Source organism: Sphingomonas sp. Leaf67 (assembly GCF_001421965.1).
Lineage (GTDB): Bacteria > Pseudomonadota > Alphaproteobacteria > Sphingomonadales > Sphingomonadaceae > Sphingomonas.
Map to the genome: position 1 here is coordinate 54,835 of NZ_LMLP01000001.1, position 15,611 is coordinate 70,445.

Genomic DNA, 15,611 nt, shown 5'->3' on the forward strand with positions numbered 1-15,611 from the left:
GACGGTTTGGCTCGATCCACGACGCTGGCGTCTATGGACTCCCGCCTGCGCGGGAGTGACGAAAGGGGATGGAACGCTATTCCTGCGCCCGGTGAACTGAAGGTCGATCGGCCCTAGAACCGGTACCCGACCCCCAGCAGCGCCTGCGCGATGACATCGGCGTCGGCCCCCTCGACATCGAACCCGTACAGCCCGGCGGTCAAACTTCCATAGGCTCGCCCGAACCGCCGGTAATAGCCGCCCTGCGCCCCGCCGCCCCAGGCATCGAGACCGCCTTCGATCCCGCTGGTGAAATAATTGCCGTACAGGTCGACACTGAACGACGACCGGCCGTCGATCGCCCATTGGCCGAAGCCCTGCACATAATAGCTTTCGTCACGCGAACGGTAGACCACCGCCCCCGGCACCGGCGGGATGTAGAAGCGGCGGCTGGCATAGCCCGCACCCAGCCCCAACCGCGTCGGCCCGCGCGTGATCGAATACACCGCGTCGATCCCGCGCGCGCGGAACGTCGCCGCGCTGATCGACTGGAACACCGGCGTCAGGCACGCGCCCGCATTCGGTTGTCCCTCCGGCGTCACCCCGCCACCGAACACGCACCCGCCATAGCGCGCGCCGAACGGGTCTTGCCCGTCGATATAGTTGATCGGCAGTTGCGCCAGCGATCCGGTTAGCTGCCGCCCGAAGGTGGTGACGCTGTCATAGACCCCGACCTGCACCGCCGCGCCCGGTCCGGTCTGCCATTGCAGCGATGCGGTATAGCTCATCGAACCATAGCGCCGCCCCAGCCGCGCCTCCAGCGCGGTACGCGGCGACGGTCGCCACAGCACGCCCGCGTCCCAGATCAGCCCGTCGATATCATAGGCGATGCGCGGGTCGGACGCCGGATCGGTCACGAACCGCCCCGCCCCGTCGAGCACGGGCCGTCCTTGCGCATCGACCAGCGGATCGCGCTGCGTCACCTCGATCTTTTCATAGCCGACCCCGCCGACCGCGGCGAGGGTGCGCGTGATCGGCAGCACCGCATCGACCCGGCCATAGGTGCCTTCGAATTTCTGGTCGAGCTGCCCGGCATCCTCGCGCAGCCACGCGCCCGACACGGTGAAGCCGATCGGCAGGATCGTGCCCGCGCGCGTGCCCACGCTGCCCATCACCAGATGGCTGGTCGCCTCGTCGAAATAATCGACCCGTCGTTGTCCGGGGGCCAGATCGATCGCACCGGGTGCCTGGGCCTTCACATAGCCGAACTGATACGTGCCGTTGACCGCGAACGGTCCGACCCGCGTCGCGATCGTCGGGCCGGCATACAGGCCATAGACCTGCGCGGTATTGACGTTGCTGGCGTTGACGAACGGTCCGAAGCCACCGCCGCGCTGGTCGCCGCGCGCCCGCGTCGCGATCGCGCCGCCCTCCAGGTTCAGCCAGCGCGTGATCGCGACATTGGCGCGCGCCAGCCCCGAATGGATTTCGCCGCCGCCAAAGCCGCTCCCCCAGTCGAAAATCCGCTGATACTGGTAATTGGCCTGCACCTGCACGCGCTGCGTCGTGACCTGCGCATCGACCCCGGCGGTCACCTGTGTATAGGTGACGACATCGCCGTCGGTCAGGTCGGCGGCAACTGCCTGCCCGACTTCGATATAGGGGCTGACATCGACCCGCTGCGCCTGTGCCGGCGCGGCTGTCGCGATCAGGACCGGCAGCAGCGGCAGGACCGCGCGGTGCATCAATCCTGTTCCTGCCCGTAATAGCCGAAGCGCGGCCCGTCGGCACGATAGGTCGTCGCGTTCAGCAGCAGCTGAATCTCGTCGCACCCGTCGAGCAACGCAACCGCCTCGCGCAGGTCGGCTTCGCTGCTGCGATCGGCGCGCACCACCAGCACCGTCTGCCCGACCAGCGTTGCCAGCACCGCCGCAGGCGATGCCGCCAGCGCGGGGGGCGAATCGAACAGGATGATGCGATCGGGATCGGCCGCCAGCAACGTGTCGAGCACCGCGCGCGCCCGGTCGCTGCGCAGCAATTCGGTATCGGCATGGGTCCGCGTCCCTGCCGGCAGGATCGACAGCTGCGGCACGTCGGTCGGGATCACCAGCGCCTCGGCATCGAGGCTCGCATCGCCCAGCGCGTCGAGCAGTCCGCGTTCTGCCGCGATCCCCAACCGGTCGAGAATGTCGGGCTTGTTGACGTCGGCATCGACCAGCAGGACGTTCAGGTCGCGCTCCGCCGCCAGCGACAGCGCGAGGTTGATCGCACAGAACGTCTTGCCGTCGCCCGGTTGCGCCGAACAGATCAGGATCATGCGCGCCGCATCCTCGTCGCGCTTGGCGACATCGGCACCGGTCGCCAGCAACTGGCGCTTCACCAGCCGGAATTCCTCGGCCAGCGCGGTCACCGGCCCGCCGGGCACCAGCATGCCGCCGGCCGCCAGCGCATCGCGATCGATCCGCGCGGGATCGATAGTGGGAACGCCCGCAGCGGGCATCGGCTGCCCCGCCGGTGCGGCTTCCGGCACGACCGCCTCGGCCACCGGCGGCATACCGGCTACCGGCTCCAGCCGCCAACGGTCCGCCGCCCGCTCCAGCAGGGATGCGCCACGCAGGCCACGGTGCGACTGATCGTTCACTTGGCCGTCCTCCCTTCAGGCCACCAGCCCGCGCTGTGCGAACTCAAGGCCCAGCAACAGCACGAACGCGGCGAGCAGCGCCCCCGCTCCGCCCGCGAACAGCTTCAGCCGCCGCTGGCGCTCGGCGCGCACCGTATCGGTCACGACCTCGCCGATCGCGCCCAGCACCGGCATCCCGCTGATCTTTTCCAGCCGCGCCGCCGTGGCGAAGCTGGTCTTCAACCGGCTGAGCGCGAACGCCGCGCCCAGCCCCGCGCCGATCCCGACGATCAGCACGCCCAGCAGCAGCAGCGGCCGGTTGGGTGCGGTGGGTGTGCGGGGCTGGGTCGGCGGGTCGATCACGCTGAATTTTACCGCATCGGTATCGGTCTGCACGCTGCTCTGGATGCGCACCTGTTCGCGATCCTGAAACAACGAGTCATATTGCTGCTTGAGCGACGCGATGTCGCGGTCGAGCTGCGACTGCTGCGCCGCCGCCTGCGGATCGGCGGCGATCTTCGCCTGCAATCCGTTCAGCTGGCCCTCGATCTGCTGCTTGCGCTGGGTCAGTTCGGCGACCGTCGCCTGCCGGTCGGCCTGCGCAGCGCGCAATTGCAGATAGAAGGGGTTGGGCGACGCCGCCGTGCCGCCGCTGACGCCACCGCCCTCGCCGCGCGCCGCCGCCCGTGCCGCCGCCAGCTGCCGGTTGAGCGCAACCATGTCGGGATGCGCATCGGTCCAGCCCCGGCTGCGCCCCTCGGCGATCTGCCCCTCGATCGCGTTCAGCCGTGCGCGTGCCGGCCCGACCATCGCCGTGCCCGCCGTGCCCGGCAGCGTCGCCGCCGTGCCGGCCATCTGCGCGTTCGCCGCCGACAGGCTCGACTGCGCCGCCGCCAGATCGCCATCGATCTGCGCCAACTCGGCCCGCGCATTCGACATGCGATCGTCGAGCGAGCCCGTCCCCGGCAGCATCGCCATATATTGCGCCTGAAACGCCTGCCGCCGCGCCTCGGCATCGGCCAGCTGCGTCTGCCGCTGCGCCAGCTGCTGGTCGAGGAAACGCAGCGACTGAACCGTCGCATCGCGGTCGCTCGCCAGATTGTCCTCGACGAAGATGTCGATCATCTTCTGCACGATCTCGCGCGCCAGCTTGGGATTGCCCGACGTCGCCGAAATCTCGAACAGATTGTCCTGCTGCGCGGTCAGCTTGATCGCGTTCTGCAGCGACGCCACCCGGTCCGCCACGTCGCGGTCGTTGGCGATCGTCTCCGCCATCGACGTGCCGCGCACGACCTTTTCGAGGTTCACCGCCGATGTCAGCGTCTGGCGGATGCGATCGATGTTGTTGGACTGCGCATTCTGCGCCACCGCCGCCTCGGCACCGGGCAGCACCTGCCGCATCTCGACCATCACCCGCGCGGTCGATTGATAGCTGTTGGGGATTTGGCTGACGACCAACCACCCGCCCAGACACACCACCCATGCGATGCCCAGCGCGATCCAGCGCCGCTGCCAGATCGCATGGACGATCAGCTTCAGTTCCCCGTACAGCCCGTCCATCTCAGAACATGCTTTCGGGAATGATGATGACGTCGCCGGGCTGCAATTTCACGTTCGCGCTTGAATCGCCGTTCTTGAGCAGGCTGGAAATGCGCAGCCCGAATTCCTGCTGCTTGCCGGTCGTCCGGTCATAGCGGACCAGCCGTGCCCGGTTGCCCGACGCATATTGGTTCAGCCCGCCGACCGCGATCATCGCGTCGAGCAGCGTCATGTTCGCGCGGTACGGCAGCGACGCCGGCTTTTCGGTCGCGCCGACCACCCGCACCTGCTGGCTGAACGTGCCCGAGAAATTCTCCACGATCACCGAAACCAGCGGGTCCTTCACATATTCGCCCAGCGCCAGCTTTAGGTCGTCGGCCAGCATCGCCGGCGTCTTGCCGGTGGCGGGCATGTCGTTGATCAGCGGCGTGGTGATCCGTCCGTCGGGGCGCACCTGCACCTTCGCCGACAATTCGGGATTGCGCCACACGAAGATGCTCAGCTGGTCGAGCGGCCCGATGACATAGGCCTCGCCCGGCGCCTCCTTCGCCTGCACGAACGGCGCGGGCGGCAGTTCGGGACGCGCCGCGCCGCCGGCGCATCCGCCCAGCACCGCGCACAGCGCCACCCCGGCAACTCCACCCTTCCGACGCATAAATCTTCCTCGTTCGAACGCGCACGGCCGTAACGGACCGTACAGGACTGTAGCCCGCTATGCCGGCAAAGGGGTAAACATCCGGTTGAGTACAGCAACAAGCGCCGATCCTGTCCCATTTTGCGACAGTCGGCGGTTCATGATGCTTCCCGAACCAGCAATTCGCGCGCCGCCGGATGCCCCAGAAACGCCGCCGGACTGGCCGTCGCGCCATACGCCCCCGCCTGAAACAGCGCGATCGTATCGCCGACCACCACCTGCGGCAGCACCACCCGGTCCGCCAACCGGTCGAGCGGGGTGCACAGGCACCCGACCACCGACGCCGTCATCGTCGCTTCCTCATCCATCCGCTCGGCCACCGCCACCGGATAGTTGCGCCGCACCACCGTTCCGAAATTACCGCTCGCCGCCAATTGATGATGCAGCCCGCCATCGACCACCACGAACGTCTCGCCACCACTGACCTTCACGTCGAGCACGCGTGTACAATACACCCCCGCCTCGCCCACCAGCCAGCGGCCCAGTTCGACCGCAAAGCCGGTTTCGCGCAGCACCGCCCCGCGCGCCGCCAGCCGCTCGCCCAGCGCAGCGCCGACTACTTCGACATCGACCGGCCGGTCGCCCGCGAAATAGGGGATGCCGAAGCCGCCGCCCAGATTGACGAACGCCGGCACCGCCCCCGCTGCTTCCGCCAGTTGCCCGGCGAGCGTCAGCGTCGCCGCCTGCGCCTCGATGATCGCCGCGACGTCCAGCGTTTGCGACCCGGCAAAGATATGAAAGCCATGCCAGTCCGCACCGACCGCGACCAACCGCCGCACCAGCGCCGGTACCCGCTCTGCATCGATCCCGAACGGAGAGGCACGCCCGCCCATCCGCATCCCCGATCCGCGCAGTTCGAAATCGGGGTTCACCCGCACCGCGATACGGGGGCGAATGCCAAGCCGATCGCCGATCGCCAGCGCCCGGTCGGCCTCACCCTCCGACTCGACATGCAGCGTCGCACCCGCCGTGATCGCCGCCGTCAGTTCATCGTCGCGCTTGCCCGGCCCGGCAAAGCTGATCGCCGCCGCCGGCTTCTCGTTCAGCGCCATCGTCAGTTCGCCGCCCGACGCCACGTCGAGTCCGTCGACCAGCGGGGCCATCATCGCCAGCACCTCGCGATGCGGATTGGCCTTGATCGCATAATGCACGCCAACCATGCCGGGCAGCGCCGCCCGCAACCGCGCGACCCGCGCCGCGATTGCCGCGCCGTCGTACAGGAACGCCGGCGTATCGCCCGCTCGTGCCAGCAGTTCGGCAAAGTCGACCCCGCCGACCGTCAGCCGCGACTGCCCGGCAAAGCCCGCCGGGATCGGCCCGATCGGCTTCATGCGACCGCCGCCGCGGCCAGCGCCCGCACCGCCACCCGGTCGAGCTTGCCATTGGCGTTGCGCGGCATCGCCTCGACCCAGACATAGTGCGCCGGCTGCTGGAAACTCGGCAGGTCGCGCCGCAGCCGTGCGCGCACCGCCTCCTCCGCACCCTCGACCGCCGCCCGTGCGACGACGACGATCGCCTGCCCCTGCCGTGGATCGGGCAGCCCGACCGCGACCGCCTCGGCCACCTCGCCGCCGGCCTCGACCGCTTCCTCGACCTCGGTCGGGCTGATCCGGTTGCCTGCCACCTTCATCATCTCGTCATCGCGTCCCACGAAGCGCAGCAATCCGTCCGCCCCCTGCGCCACCGTATCGCCCGACCATACCGCCATGCCGCCGCTCGCCATCCACGCCGGTGCCGGCCGAAACCGCTGCGCGGTCCGCCCCGCATCCTGCCAATATCCCTGCGCGACCAGCGGCCCGGCATGGACCAGTTCGCCCGGCTCATCCGGCGCGGCCCGGCTGCCATCGGCACGCACCACCGCCACCTCGGAAAACGGGATCGCGCGCCCCATCGCATCGGGGTTCGCATCGATCAACGCCGGGTCCAGCCACGTCGACCGGAACGCCTCGGTCAGCCCATACATCGCCACCACATCGGCCCCCGCGAACCGCTCGCGCAATCCCCGCACCATTCGCCGCGTCAGCGCCCCGCCCGAATTGGTCAGCCGCTTGAGCCGCGCCGCCGTCGCCTCGGGCCAGTCCGCCTCCAGCAACTGGGTCCACAGCGGCGGCACGCCCGCCAGCGTCGTCGCCCCGAACCGCTCGATCGCCTTCACCACGTCGCGCGCGGTCAGGTAATCCAGCGGCACCACCGCGCCCCCGGCCGCCCAGGTCGACAGCAACTGGTTCTGCCCATAATCGAAACTCAGCGGCAACACCGCCAGCACGCGGTCGTCGGGCGTCAGCGCCAGATAGTGTGCGACCGACATCGCCCCCAGCCACAGATTGGCATGGCTCAGCATCACCCCCTTGGGCCGCCCGGTCGACCCGGAGGTATAGAGGATCGCCACCAGCGCCGCCGGATCGCCGTCGCTTGCCGTCATCGGCGCACCGTCGGGCATGTCGGTCGCGACCGAACACCCGGCGGGCACATCCCCCGGCTCCAGCGAAGCGACGCGCGCGGGCTGCGTCACCAGCAGCGATGCCCCGCTATCGGCCAGAATATGCGCCACCTGCGCCCGTTTCAGCGCGGGATTGACCGGCACATGCACCAGTCCCGCCCGCGCCGCCGCCAGCGGCATGACACAGGCCAACCGTGTCTTGGGCAACCACGTCGCCACCCGCGCCCCCGCCGGCAACCCCCGCAACCCACCCGCAACTCGCGCGACCAGCGTTTCGAGTTCGGCAAAGGTCAGCATCCCCTCGCGATCGATCAACGCCGGGGCATCGGCGTCCCCACGCATCGGCAATCGGTCGATCGTCTGCGGAACCGGATCAAGCATCCCCGCGCCTTAGCCCAGTTGCGGGACGGATTGAACCAGCGAGGCTCCCGGCATCGCAATCCCGCCACCTTGGCATCCCGCCGCCCAACCCCTACACACCCGCGATCCGGCGACCGGTTCGCCGACAGGGGAAACGACGTGATCGCACAGGGTTCAGCATCGACCGAGGAAACCGTCCGCGCGGTGTTGCGCGACGTGCTGGGCCTGTCTGCCGAACGCGCCGCCGCCTTCGACGATGCGACGCCGCTGTTCGGCGCGCTCCCCGAACTCGATTCGATGGCAGTCGCGGGCGTCCTGACCGAAATGGAGGACCGGCTCGGTATCCTGATAGAGGACGACGATATCGACGGCGACACGATGGAAACCTTCGGCGCGCTGGTCCGCTTCGCGAGCGCCAAGGCGCCCGCTTGATCGACCGCTACGACTGGCCCGGTGGCAGCGAGGCGCTCTGGCGCTTCGGTCCTGCTACCGGCCCGGTCGTCCTGCTGCTGCTGCCACCGTTCGAGGAGGCCAACCGCACCCGCACCTTTGCGGTCGGTCTGTTGCGCGCCCTGGCCGCGCGCGACGTTGCCGGCATCCTGCCCGACCTGCCGGGACAGGGCGAAAGCCTGTTCCCGACCGAGGCCGTTAGCCTTGCCAACGGGCGGCGCGCCGTCGCCGCACTGGTCGCCGCGACCGATCGTCCGGTCATCACCGCCGCGATCCGTGCCGGTGCATTGTTCGACGATGACGCGAACGTCGCGGGCCGCTGGCATCTGGCACCCCAGTCGGGCGAGCGGCTGCTCCGGGAGCTCTCGCGCATCGGTATCGAACGCGACGGCGACACTGCCGACATCGGCGGCAACCACCTGTCGGCAACGCTGCTCGCCGAACTGCCCGCCGCCATGCCCGCGACGACACAGCCCTTGCGAATCGTCCGCCTCGGCGCCGATCCCGGCCCCGCCGACCTTCGCATCGACGCGGCACCGCTGTGGCGCAGGAGCGAACCGGGCGACGACCCCGACCTTGCCGCCGCCCTCGCCGACGACCTTGCCGCATGGAGCCGCGCTTGCGTCGGCTGGTGACCATCCCCTGCGCCGGTGAAACCATCGCCGCGACGCTCGATCCCGCCGAAGGGGACACCGCGCTGCTGATCGTCTCGGGCGGCAACGAACTCAGGATCGGTGCGCATCGCGGCATGACGCTGCTGGCGGCGGCGGTGGCGGCGGCGGGCTTTCCGGTGCTGCGCTACGACCGCCGCGGCATCGGCGATTCGACCGGGACCAATGGCGGGTTCCTGTCGGCCGCGCCGGACCTGATGTGCGCGACCGCATGGCTGCGCGCCGCGACCTGCGCGAAACGGATCGTGGCATTCGGCAATTGCGACGCTGCCACCGCCCTCGCCCTGTTCCATGCAACGGCCGGCATCGACCGCCTGCTGCTCGCCAATCCGTGGGTCGTCGAACCGACCAACGACCTGCCCCCGCCCGCCGCGATCCGCGCGACCTATGCGCAGCGGCTCCGCTCGCCCGCAGAGTGGAAGCGTCTGTTGACCGGTCGTGTCAACTTCGGCCGCCTGACGCGCGGATTGGTCACCCTCGCCACCGATCGCCGAACCCCAACTGGCCTGACCAATCGCGTTGCCGAGGGGTTGGCTTCCGGCATCCCGACCGACATCCTGCTCGCGACCGACGACCACACCGCCCGCGCATTCCTCGCCACGTGGCACCTTCGTCACCTTTCGGACCTGCGCGCCCGCATCCCCGTGCACCACCACGCTTCGGCCAGCCACAGCTTTGCTCGCCCCGCCGACCGCGACTGGTTGCGCGCCCAGGTGCTGGCCGCCCTCAGTCGAGATTAGGCCGTAGCCACCGTTCCGCCTGCTCGACGCTGACCCCGCGCCGCGCCGCATAGTCCGCCAACTGATCCCTACCGATCCGCGCCACCCCGAAATAGGCGCTGTCCGGATGCCCGAAATAGAACCCCGACACCGCCGCCGTCGGCAGCATGGCAAAGCTGTCGGTCAGCGTGATTCCAGTGGCTTGCGTCGCGCCCAGCATCTCGAACAGGATCGGTTTCTGGCTATGGTCGGGGCATGCCGGATAACCCGGTGCCGGGCGGATGCCGCGATATTGCTCGCGGATCATCGCCTCGTTGGTCAGCTGTTCGTCGGGCGCATAGCCCCACAACACCGTCCGCACGTGATGGTGCAGCCGCTCGGCAAACGCTTCCGCAAACCGGTCGGCCAGCGCCTTCAGCAAGATGTCCTGATAATCGTCATTCTCGGTCTTGAACCGCGCGATATGCGGATCGATCCCGTGGATGCCGACCGCGAACCCGCCCATCCAGTCGCCCGCCGGATCGACGAAATCGGTCAGGCACATATTCGCCCGCCCTTCGCGCTTCTGCACCTGCTGGCGCAGGAACGGCATCCGGATCGCATGGGTCGCATGACTGTTCTGCAGCGGCGTCGCGAAATCGTGCGGCACCCCCGAGAGCGGCGACACCCGCCCGGCCTCCAGCGCCGGTTCGATCTGCTCGGCCGGCACGTCGACGATCACGTCATCGCCCTGCGCGCGGCAATGCCACAGCGCCACAACCCCCTTCGCCGTCAGCCATTTCTCCGCGATGATCCGGTCGAGCATCGCCTGCGCATCCTCGTAGAGCGACGACGCGCTCTCACCCACGACCGCGTCGGTCAGGATCGCCGGGAAGTTCCCGGCCAGCTCCCACGCCCGGAAGAACGGCGTCCAGTCGATATAGTCGCGCAGGTCCGCCAGATCCCAATCGTCGAACACATGCCGTCCGGGCTGAGCGGGCGCTCCCGGCTTCTGGGCGAAATCCGCCTTGAAATCATTGGTCCGCGCATCGGCGATCGGCGTCAGTTCGCTCTGCCCCTTGCCCGCCCGCGCGATCCGCACCGCTTCGTAATCCGCGGCGACCTGCGCGACAAAGGCGTCGCGCCCGGTATCGCTGACCAGCGTCGTCGCCACGCCGACCGCCCGGCTCGCGTCGAGCACATGGACGATCGGTCCGTCATACGCCGGCGAAATGCGCAGCGCGGTGTGAACCTTCGACGTCGTCGCCCCGCCGATCAGCAGCGGCATGGTCATCCCCGCACGCTTCATCTCCTCGGCCACGGTGACCATCTCGTCGAGCGATGGCGTGATGAGCCCCGACAGGCCGATCATGTCGGCATCATTCTCGTTCGCGGATTCGAGGATGCGGGTCCACGGCACCATCACGCCCAGATCGACCACGTCGAACCCGTTGCACTGCAGTACGACCCCGACGATGTTCTTCCCGATATCATGCACGTCGCCCTTGACGGTCGCCATGATGATCTTGCCCTTGCCCTTCGCACCGGGCTCCTTCGCCGCCTCGATGAACGGCAGCAGGTGAGCGACCGCCTTCTTCATGACGCGCGCCGATTTCACGACCTGCGGCAGGAACATCTTGCCCGACCCGAATAGGTCGCCGACGACGTTCATCCCGTCCATCAGCGGCCCTTCGATCACCTCGATCGGCCGTGCGAACTGCTGGCGGCACTCCTCGGTATCGTCGACGACATGCGCGTCGATGCCCTTGACCAGCGCATATTCCAGCCGCTTCACGACCGGCAGCGATCGCCATTCCGCCGCGGCCTTTTCCGCGACCGCGTCGGTGCCCTTGTACTTCTCGGCCAGCGCGATCAGACGATCGGTCGCGCCCGGATCGCGATTGAGGATGACGTCCTCGCACGCAGTCCGCAGTTCGGCGTCGATCGTGTCGTACACGTCTAGCTGACCGGCATTGACGATCCCCATGTCCATCCCGGCCGGAATAGCGTGATAGAGAAAGATCGAATGCATCGCTCGCCGCACCGGCTCGTTACCGCGGAAGCTGAACGAGAGGTTCGATAGCCCGCCCGAGATATGGCAGTGCGGACAACGCGCCTTGATCTCGCGGCAAGCCTCGATGAAGTCGACGCCGTAATTGTTGTGTTCCTCGATCCCCGTCGCCACCGCGAAAATGTTGGGATCGAAGATGATGTCCTCGGGCGGAAAGCCGATCGTCATCAACAGGTCATAGGCCCGGCCGCAGATTTCCACCTTGCGCGCCTGCGTATCAGCCTGCCCGACCTCGTCGAACGCCATGACCACGACCGCCGCGCCATAGTTCATGCAGATCCGAGCCTGGCGGAGGAACTGCTCCTCGCCTTCCTTCATGCTGATCGAATTGACGATCGGCTTGCCGCTGACGCATTTCAGCCCGGCTTCGATCACGTCCCATTTCGAGCTGTCGACCATCACCGGAATGCGCGCGATATCCGGCTCGGCCTGAATGAGTTTCAAGAACGTCGTCATCGCATGATGCGCGTCGAGCAACCCCTCGTCCATATTGACGTCGAGGACCTGCGCCCCGCTCTCGACCTGTTGCAGCGCGACCTCGACCGCGGCGGCATAGTCGCCAGCCATCACCAGCTTCTTGAAGCGAGCGGAGCCGGTCACGTTGGTGCGTTCGCCGATGTTGACGAATTGAGCGGAAGAGATCATTGTCTACTGACTATCCAACAAGCTTCAAAAAGAGCGCAGTTCTGTCACGGCCCTTGGTAATGTGGTTATGTCGCACTTCACCCCATACCGCGGTTGCTCGCATTTTTTCTAGTAGATCCGCTATCCGATCTGCCGTGGCGGGATCATGTTCGATCATCGCATCTGCCAAAATTTCAATTTCATCAAACAAATCCGGGTTACTGTCTACGCACAGACCCGCTAGTATCGGGAAAATATGGTCACGCGATGCGAATTTCTCCTTGCGCCAAGCAGCCGCGATTTCTTTGGCCGCCGCTGAATAGGAAGTACGGCGGAAAGCGGCAATTTCGGCCGGCTTGTCGAACATCCACTTGAAAGGCACATCAAACATCAGCGCGTTCCCTTGAACTTAAGCCGCCATCGTGAACGGTTCGAGGCCCGCAAGCCGCGTCTGGACCGGCACCTTCGGCACCCGGCGTGGCGCAACACCCTTTACCCGCTCGGCCATCGCCTTGATATGCGCGGGCGTCGATCCGCAGCAGCCGCCCAGAATATTGACCTGCCCATGATCGGCCCAGTCGCCGACCAGCGCCGCCGTCGTCACCGGCGCCTCGTCATAGGCACCCAGCTCGTTGGGCAGCCCGGCATTGGGGTACACCATGATCAGCGTGTCGCAGATCTCCGACAAGGTCTTCACATGCGGGCGCAGCTGTTCCGCCCCGAACGAACAGTTCAGCCCGATCGTCACCGGCTTCGCATGGCGGACCGCATGCCAGAACGCCTCGACCGTATGTCCCGACAGGTTACGCCCCGACAGGTCGGTCAGCGTCATCGACAGCATGATCGGCAGATCGCGGCCCAGCGCCTGCCCGGCCTCGATCGCCGCCATCACCCCGGCCTTCGCGTTCAACGTATCGAACACCGTCTCGATCAGCACGAAATCGATCCCGCCGCTGACGAGCGCATCGATCTGTTCGCGATAGACCTTCTTCAGATGGTCGAAATCGATTTCACGATACCCCGGATCGTTGACGTCGGGTGACAGCGACAGCGTCTTGTTGGTCGGTCCGATCGCCCCGGCGACGAAGCGCGGCCGGCCGTCGCGCGCGGTATAGTCGTCGGCCAATGTCCGGGCGATCCGGGCGCTCTGAATGTTGATATCGGCCACTAGCGCCTCGGCACCATAATCCGCCTGGCTGATCAGGTTGGCGCTGAAGGTGTTGGTCGACACGATATCCGACCCGGCGTCCAGATAGGCGCGGGTGATCGTCTCCGGCACCTCGGGCTTGGTGATCGCCAGAATGTCGTTGTTGCCCTTCTGGTCATGCCCCAGCATCAGGCTGCCGGCATAGTCGGCCTCGGACAATTTCCAGTTCTGGATTTCGGTACCGAACGCGCCATCGGTAATGAGGACGCGTCGTGCGGCTTCGGCGTTCAGACGTTCGCGAGCGGAGGTCATGGGTCTTCCTTCGAACCTTCGGATCAGGCTGCCGCGACGACCGGCGTCGCACGCGGCCGCAGCCCCAGCAGATGGCAAATGGCGTAGGACAATTCGGCACGGTTGAGCGTGTAGAAGTGGAAATCGCGTACGCCGCCGGCATAGAGCTTGCGGCACATTTCCGCCGCCACCGTCGCCGCGACCAGTTGCCGCGCACCGGGATGATCGTCCAGCCCCTCGAACAGCCGGTCCATCCACGCCGGGATCGACGCGCCACACAGCCCGGCGAACTTGCGCACCTGCCCCACGTTCGACACCGGCAGGATGCCCGGCACGATCTCCGCGCTGATGCCTGCCGCAGCGGCAGCATCGCGGAAGCGGAAGAACGCTTCGGGCGTAAAGAAGAACTGGGTGATCGCCCGCGTCGCGCCGGCGTCGATCTTCCGCTTCAGATTGTCGAGATCGGCCTGCTGATGCTCCGAGTCCGGATGGAGTTCGGGATAGGCCGCGACCGAAATCTCGAACGGATGCAGCTTTTGCAGCCCGGCGACCAGATCGGCGGCATTGGCATAGCCATCGGCGTGTGGGACGAACTTCTGCCCCATGGTCGGCGGATCACCGCGCAGTGCGACGATGTGGCGCACGCCCGCCTGCCAATATTCCTCGGCGACCTGATCGATCTCGGCGCGGCTCGCCTCGACACAGGTCAGATGGGCAGCGGCCGGCATCGACGTATCGCGGGCGATGCGGGCGACCGTCGCATGGGTCCGCTCGCGCGTCGATCCACCCGCGCCATAGGTCACCGACACGAATTTCGGTGCGAGGGGTTCGAGGGCGCGCACCGTTTCCCACAGTGCCGCCTCCATCTTGTCGCTCTTGGGCGGAAAGAATTCGAAGCTGACCGCACAATCGCCCGCCAGATCGGCGAACAACGGTGCATCCAGTGCGCGCCGCGCTTCTTCGAGGTCGGAAATGGTAGGAGTCATGCTGCCTTCACCTCGCGCACGTCGAACGTCCGCCGTGCCATCCAGAGTTTCACCGTCAGTTCGCCGCCGCCCAATGTCCGGGTCGACACCGGGGCAAGGCCCGCACTCGCGAACCAGCCCAGCATCTGTTCGTCCGAGAAACCCAGTCGCGCATGGGCATCGCGCTGCCGCAATTCCTCGCGCTCGTGCGGCGCGAAGTCACAGATCAGCAACCGCCCGCCCGGTTGCAGGACGCGGGCAGCCTCTTCGATCGCCGCACCCGGATGCTGTACAAAATGCAGCACGTGATGCAGCACCGCCGCATCGGCGACCGCCGTATCCAGCGGCAATGCGTAAATATCCGCCTGCCGCAACTCGGCCTGATCGATGCCGCGCTCGGTCAGCTTCGCCCGCGCCAGCCGCAGCATTTCCGAAGACCGGTCGATCCCGATCGCCTGTGCGGCCTGCGGCCCGAACAGTTCGAGCATCCGTCCGGTGCCGGTACCGATATCGACCAACAGTGCGATCGGTGCGGAACCCAGTGCCGCGATCATCGCCGCTTCGACCTGCTCCTCGGCAATATGCAGCGACCGGATCGCGTCCCATTCGCCGGCATGTGCCTCGAACCACGAAGCGGCGGCGGCCGTGCGATCGGCGCGTACCGCCGCCAACCGCGCCCGATCGTCTGCGGTCGCGGCATCGTCCGCCGGCGTCCACGCATCGAGTGCCGCCAACAGCGGATCGACCACCGCCGGTGTCCCGAGCGCAACGAAGACCCAGCTACCCTCCTTGCGGCGAACCGCAAGACCGGCATCGCACAGGATTTTCACGTGCCGGCTGACCCGAGGCTGGCTCTGGTCCAGCACCTGTGCCAACTCGCCCACCGACAATTCCATCGATCGCAACAGCGTCAGCACCCGCAACCGGGTCGCGTCGCTGGCTGCGCGCAGGATATCGAGGGCAAGAGCCATGGGTCATCATATAAAGATATCTTTATATGGGTCAATCGATCGCGTGCTGCTTTGCATCATCGTTGCGCACATGAAACCGTAGCGTTGCTGA

14 protein-coding genes are annotated in these 15,611 nt (G+C 67.1%); 3 read left to right on the forward strand and 11 right to left on the reverse strand.

The window, feature by feature from the left end; translation table 11 throughout:
* Positions 1-113: 113 nt before the first annotated feature.
* The 6 genes from ASE90_RS00295 to ASE90_RS00320 all read right to left on the reverse strand — a co-directional run bounded on the left by ASE90_RS00295 (position 114) and on the right by ASE90_RS00320 (position 7,653).
* Positions 114-1,724, reverse strand: a complete 1,611-nt coding sequence (locus tag ASE90_RS00295) for a hypothetical protein (protein ID WP_055994426.1) — start codon at positions 1,722-1,724, stop codon at positions 114-116.
* The gene (locus tag ASE90_RS00300; protein ID WP_055994429.1) at positions 1,724-2,620 is read right to left on the reverse strand and encodes an AAA family ATPase; all 897 of its coding nucleotides are present in this window, start codon (positions 2,618-2,620) and stop codon (positions 1,724-1,726) included. The genes ASE90_RS00295 and ASE90_RS00300 overlap by 1 nt, the downstream gene beginning before the upstream one ends.
* Positions 2,621-2,635: 15 nt before the next feature.
* Positions 2,636-4,159, reverse strand: a complete 1,524-nt coding sequence (locus tag ASE90_RS00305; protein ID WP_055994432.1) for an XrtA system polysaccharide chain length determinant — start codon at positions 4,157-4,159, stop codon at positions 2,636-2,638.
* Position 4,160: 1 nt separating this feature from the next.
* Positions 4,161-4,793 (reverse strand): XrtA/PEP-CTERM system exopolysaccharide export protein, encoded by a 633-nt coding sequence (locus ASE90_RS00310; RefSeq protein WP_055994436.1) that lies wholly within the window; start codon positions 4,791-4,793, stop codon positions 4,161-4,163.
* 137 nt (positions 4,794-4,930) lie between these two features.
* Positions 4,931-6,163 (reverse strand): pyridoxal-dependent decarboxylase, exosortase A system-associated, encoded by a 1,233-nt coding sequence (locus ASE90_RS00315; RefSeq protein WP_055994439.1) that lies wholly within the window; start codon positions 6,161-6,163, stop codon positions 4,931-4,933.
* Positions 6,160-7,653, reverse strand: a complete 1,494-nt coding sequence (locus ASE90_RS00320; protein WP_055994442.1) for an AMP-binding protein — start codon at positions 7,651-7,653, stop codon at positions 6,160-6,162. The genes ASE90_RS00315 and ASE90_RS00320 overlap by 4 nt, the downstream gene beginning before the upstream one ends.
* A gap of 138 nt (positions 7,654-7,791) precedes the next feature.
* On the opposite strand from ASE90_RS00320, the gene ASE90_RS00325 reads away from it, so the two are divergent.
* From ASE90_RS00325 to ASE90_RS00335, 3 genes are read left to right on the forward strand one after another with little or no spacing between them, the layout of a single operon-like run.
* On the forward strand, positions 7,792-8,064 hold the full coding sequence (locus ASE90_RS00325; protein WP_055994445.1) for an acyl carrier protein: 273 nt from the start codon (positions 7,792-7,794) through the stop codon (positions 8,062-8,064).
* Entirely contained in the window at positions 8,061-8,717 is a 657-nt protein-coding gene (locus ASE90_RS00330; RefSeq protein WP_055994449.1) for a hypothetical protein, read from the forward strand. Before ASE90_RS00325 ends, ASE90_RS00330 begins: the two co-directional genes overlap by 4 nt.
* Positions 8,702-9,493: a hydrolase 1, exosortase A system-associated gene (locus tag ASE90_RS00335; protein ID WP_055996956.1), complete on the forward strand. Its 792-nt coding sequence runs from the start codon at positions 8,702-8,704 to the stop codon at positions 9,491-9,493. Before ASE90_RS00330 ends, ASE90_RS00335 begins: the two co-directional genes overlap by 16 nt.
* Here the strand turns inward: ASE90_RS00335 and metH are convergent.
* Genes metH through ASE90_RS00355 form a run of 5 tightly spaced genes read right to left on the reverse strand, consistent with a single transcriptional unit; the run spans position 9,480 to position 15,520 of the window.
* Positions 9,480-12,167 (reverse strand): methionine synthase, encoded by a 2,688-nt coding sequence (gene metH, locus ASE90_RS00340; RefSeq protein ID WP_055994452.1) that lies wholly within the window; start codon positions 12,165-12,167, stop codon positions 9,480-9,482. The genes ASE90_RS00335 and metH overlap by 14 nt on opposite strands.
* 10 nt (positions 12,168-12,177) lie before the next feature.
* Positions 12,178-12,537, reverse strand: a complete 360-nt coding sequence (locus tag ASE90_RS19435) for a hypothetical protein (RefSeq protein WP_156361356.1) — start codon at positions 12,535-12,537, stop codon at positions 12,178-12,180.
* Positions 12,538-12,555: 18 nt separating this feature from the next.
* On the reverse strand, positions 12,556-13,605 hold the full coding sequence (locus ASE90_RS00345) for a homocysteine S-methyltransferase family protein (RefSeq protein WP_055994455.1): 1,050 nt from the start codon (positions 13,603-13,605) through the stop codon (positions 12,556-12,558).
* A 23-nt stretch (positions 13,606-13,628) separates the two neighbouring features.
* On the reverse strand, positions 13,629-14,570 hold the full coding sequence (gene metF, locus ASE90_RS00350) for a methylenetetrahydrofolate reductase (RefSeq protein ID WP_055994458.1): 942 nt from the start codon (positions 14,568-14,570) through the stop codon (positions 13,629-13,631).
* Positions 14,567-15,520 carry an ArsR/SmtB family transcription factor gene (locus ASE90_RS00355; RefSeq protein WP_055994462.1) on the reverse strand — a complete coding sequence of 318 codons (954 nt, stop codon included), beginning with the start codon at positions 15,518-15,520 and terminating at the stop codon, positions 14,567-14,569. Before ASE90_RS00355 ends, metF begins: the two co-directional genes overlap by 4 nt.
* Positions 15,521-15,611 lie beyond the last annotated feature (91 nt).